Genomic DNA, 4064 nt, shown 5'->3' on the forward strand with positions numbered 1-4064 from the left:
GTTGTATATAGAAAGGGAAAGGAATTACTTTTCACCCTCAGTCGGGCAAACCATTTCGGATGGCCCAAATAAAATCTGAATCTACCCAATAAATATTACCCAGGCCATTATCGTAAGTACTTAGTCGTTTAATATAATTGTCATAGGTTTTCTTTTTAAAAGAATAAAAACGATTCTTTCTGTAGCTAGTAAAAAAGAAATACTCACCGTCTGGAGAGATAATAGGACAATATTCCATGTCTTCTGAATTAATTTCCGGCCCCATATTAACGGCTTTGGTCCATTTACCATCCATAAAAAAACTGATGTAAAGGTCACCCCTTCCCATACCATCCGTTCTCCCCCAAGAAGTAAATATCAAAAAGTCTTCTTCCGGAGAAATATATGGATCTCCCTCATTAAGGGGGCTATTAATGGCATCCCCCATATTAACTACTTTATAGGTTCCATTTTGGAATACGGCTTTATAAATATCACCTCTTCCATGCCCATGGTCATAGGCAGCTGAAAAATAGATATTATTATTTTTACTGACCGAAACATAAAACTCATTTTTTTTGGTATTGATGGGAGCACCAACGTTTAAAGCAGCAGACCATTTGCCATCCTTCTTATCTACATACCAAATATCAAAATCCTCAGGTTCAATATCAGCAGGGTCAGAAGGCCTTCTAGAAATGAAATAAAGCCGTTTTCCATCTGGTGAGAAAAAGGGATCTGCATCCGAATATTTACCCGAAAAAGGTGCTATTGTGGGGCCTTCCCATACCCCTTTCTTCTTTTCATATTGTATAATAGTATAATAATCCCTAAGAGGGTCGGCAATGGTGAAAAAAAACTCTTTTTTATTTGGGGAAAAAGCCGCGTTCAATTCCTGAAACCCCCTGGAAATCACTCCCGGGGCAAATACCTTCACCTGTTCGTCAGCCTTAAAACCAAAATAATCCCCAACTAGAGGATATTGATTGTCCTGACCATGCTGACCACCATAAGGTTCTCTCTTCTTTGGACTACTACAGGAAATGATTATCATTAAAAAACAGAAGAAAAGAGTATGAAATACTTTCATAATTTAATGTTTATTATGACAACTTACTTAAATCAAATTAATTAGTCCCCAAACCCTTTAATGGCCTGACAAAGATGAGCGATTTCTGCACGCTCAAAATTCAGAAATTTTGAGAAAGCACAATGTAAAAGTAGGCTCTAAATATAGAATGATCTTCTAGGGGTTAATCTCAATAAGAAGGGACACCTTTTCTAATTTTTTTTCCTCAATTGGAGGTTTCATTTTCTGCTGGTTGATTTTCTTTCTACTTCTCTCTAAAATAATCAATAAAGTCCGAAATAAAAAAATGCACATTATTCCCAAAAAAAGGCAGGCTTTCAATTTTGAAGGGACCTTCCTCTGTATAGGTTACATAAAAACTCCAAAGAAATGCATTTGGGGTTAAGAGCTTGTTTAAATATTTTGCTTTAATGCGAAAATGGAGTTTTGAAATGTTGATTGAGGCCTTTTTAAACTCGCCATCTCCGGTTACGAGCTCAAAAAGAAAAGAAAATGAGGCTATTCAAAAAAGGAAAAGTTTTGAGTGGACACTCTACTTTAACATTCTTTAAATTTCAACCATCTTTTATTTTCCCTTTTCAAGAATGATTGGAATTTTTCAGGAGCATCAGTTTGAATATGTATCTCTTTTTTGAAAACAGGATGAATAAACCTTAGACCTACTGCAGCCAAAAAGAGTCCTTTGTGCTTCAGAATTTTCTCTTTCTCCCCATACAATTTATCACCCACTATCGGAGACCCCAAGGATGCCAAATGAATACGTAATTGATGCGTTCTGCCAGTATGAGGTGACAATTCCAACAAGGAAACTACTCCATTTTGTAATGAAGAAACAGACTGCAATACAGTATACTCCGTAATTGCTTCCTGGCCTTCAATGGGGGTAGTGATTCTCCCCTTTACTGGAGGTTTACCCACCACAATGGCATTATAGTTTTTTTTAATGGAACGTTTTTCAAATTGTCCCCCTAGATGGATATGGGTACTTTTGGTTTTGGCTACCAAAAGCAGACCACAAGTCGGGCTGTCCAATCGATGAACAGGTTTTGGTCTATTTAAGACATCTTTCTGGGTTGAAGGTTGAAGATTGGCAGGCAATGCATTTTCGAGTGTTCGGAATTGATTACCATTCACGATTAGCCCTGAGGGCTTTTGTACTATTGCCAAATATTCATCTTCATAAACTACGTCCAAAGGAAGGCGGTAAGTTTTAGGAGGATTTAATTGATTATCAACCAATTCAATTTTATCACCAGGCATTACCCATTTACCTGATTCTCCTTTGTTACCATTTAACAGTAATTCACCTCTCTTCAGGGCCTTTTTAACACTATTTCTAGAAGGTAATTGATGGAAAAGACCAATGGTGTAATCCAAAAACCTCTCTGCTTTTGATGTTTTTTCTACAATATGCGTTTCAACAATTAACATAAAGAAGCAAAAAGGTTAGATTGGGTAATTTTCATTAATTCTTTTTAAAAAATGAGATCGAGTATTCAAGGCCCCTTTCGCCTTTTTGAGGCTTGTATACTCGAAAATATTTAAGAAAGTTTTTTGCCTTATTTTACTTCTTAGATTTACCTTTTTTTCCTTTGATGAAACCTAAATCAGTTTCCTGCATCAATTGTTGCCAATTTTTATTTTCCTCCTTGGAAAACTCAATGGTCTCTTGATAAATATTTTTATCTATTTCCATTCTTGGGATTTTTTTCCCAATAAAGTCTTCTATGGCATTTATGGACTCTTTTTCTCCTTTACTACAAAATGAAATAGCTAAGCCTTTCTCTTTTCCCCTACCAGTACGGCCAATTCGGTGAACATAATTTTCAACTTGGTCAGGAAGATCATAATTTACCACATAAGCTACGTTAGCAATATCAATTCCACGGGCACTAACGTCTGTAGCAATTAATAAGTTTATTTTTCCTTGCCTGAAAGCGGCTAATGCTTTTTGCCTTTTTTCTTGTTCTTTATTTCCATGGATGGTCAAACTTTCAATATTCACTCTTTCCATAGCTTTTTGTACACGCTCAGCCCTAACCTTCGTTCGAACAAAGGCCAAAATTTTACTATCGGGATGTTCATTTACAAGCCTTTCCAAGAAAAAGCGTTTGTCATCCATTTCCACAAAGGCTACTGCATGTTCCACATTTTTAGAAACAGGGTCTTTAGGAGATAGCTGAATACGAATAGGTTTGTGAACGATTTTATATGCCAACTTTTTTATGTTCTCATTGATGGTAGCAGAAAAGAATAAAGTCTGTCGTCTCTTTGGCAATAATCTAATCAAATCCTGTATATCTTTGATAAAACCCAGGTCCAACATGTGATCCGCCTCATCCAAAACCAACATTTCCAAACGATGTAATTTAATAAAACCCTGACTTACCAAATCAAACATTCGGCCGGGAGTAGCTACTAAAATATCGATTCCACTCTCCAGTTTGGCAATTTGATGATCTTGTTCTACTCCTCCAAACACAGAAAAGGCTTTTACTCTGCTATTTTGACCTATTTGCTTAAACACCTCGGTGATCTGAACCGCTAATTCTCTTGTTGGCACCATCACCAGACATTTGATACCATTAGTCCGTCCTTTTCTTTTTCGTTCTTGCAACATACTCAGGATAGGAATGGCAAAAGCCGCTGTTTTTCCCGTTCCCGTTTGAGCAATGGCCAAAACATCTTCTCCCTTAAGAATAGAAGGAATTGCCTTAAATTGTATGTCGGTAGGCCTTTTAAAATTTAATTTCGACAGACCTTTCTTAATTTCTGGGGATATACGGTAATCTTCAAACTTCATGCTGCTGCTCCTTCCTTTATCCTTTTGTCATAGTGTATTAAGTGTTGGGCCTCATAAAATCTACCCAAAGAAATGACAAAGATAGTGGCTTTCTCTTAATTATGGGGAAAAACGAAGACTATTGCTACTTATTCCTAAGCCCTTAACAAATTTCAGAAAAAGAATTAGTTCTTTAACAATATTTGTAAAATA

At 36.4% G+C, this 4064-nt stretch carries 3 protein-coding genes; all 3 read right to left on the reverse strand.

The genetic code is table 11. The features are described 5' to 3' along the window. Window positions 1-37 precede the first annotated feature (37 nt). The 3 genes from E1171_RS05820 to E1171_RS05830 all read right to left on the reverse strand — a co-directional run bounded on the left by E1171_RS05820 (window position 38) and on the right by E1171_RS05830 (window position 3872). Window positions 38-1069, reverse strand: a complete 1032-nt coding sequence (locus tag E1171_RS05820) for a PD40 domain-containing protein (RefSeq protein WP_155204998.1) — start codon at window positions 1067-1069, stop codon at window positions 38-40. Between the two features lie 537 nt (window positions 1070-1606). Then, entirely contained in the window at window positions 1607-2500 is an 894-nt protein-coding gene (locus E1171_RS05825; protein WP_155204999.1) for an RluA family pseudouridine synthase, read from the reverse strand. 133 nt (window positions 2501-2633) lie between these two features. After that, window positions 2634-3872 (reverse strand): DEAD/DEAH box helicase, encoded by a 1239-nt coding sequence (locus E1171_RS05830; protein WP_155205002.1) that lies wholly within the window; start codon window positions 3870-3872, stop codon window positions 2634-2636. Window positions 3873-4064: the final 192 nt, after the last annotated feature.

Origin of the sequence: Xanthovirga aplysinae (assembly GCF_009711365.1) — a bacterium.
Classification (GTDB): domain Bacteria; phylum Bacteroidota; class Bacteroidia; order Cytophagales; family Cyclobacteriaceae; genus Xanthovirga; species Xanthovirga aplysinae.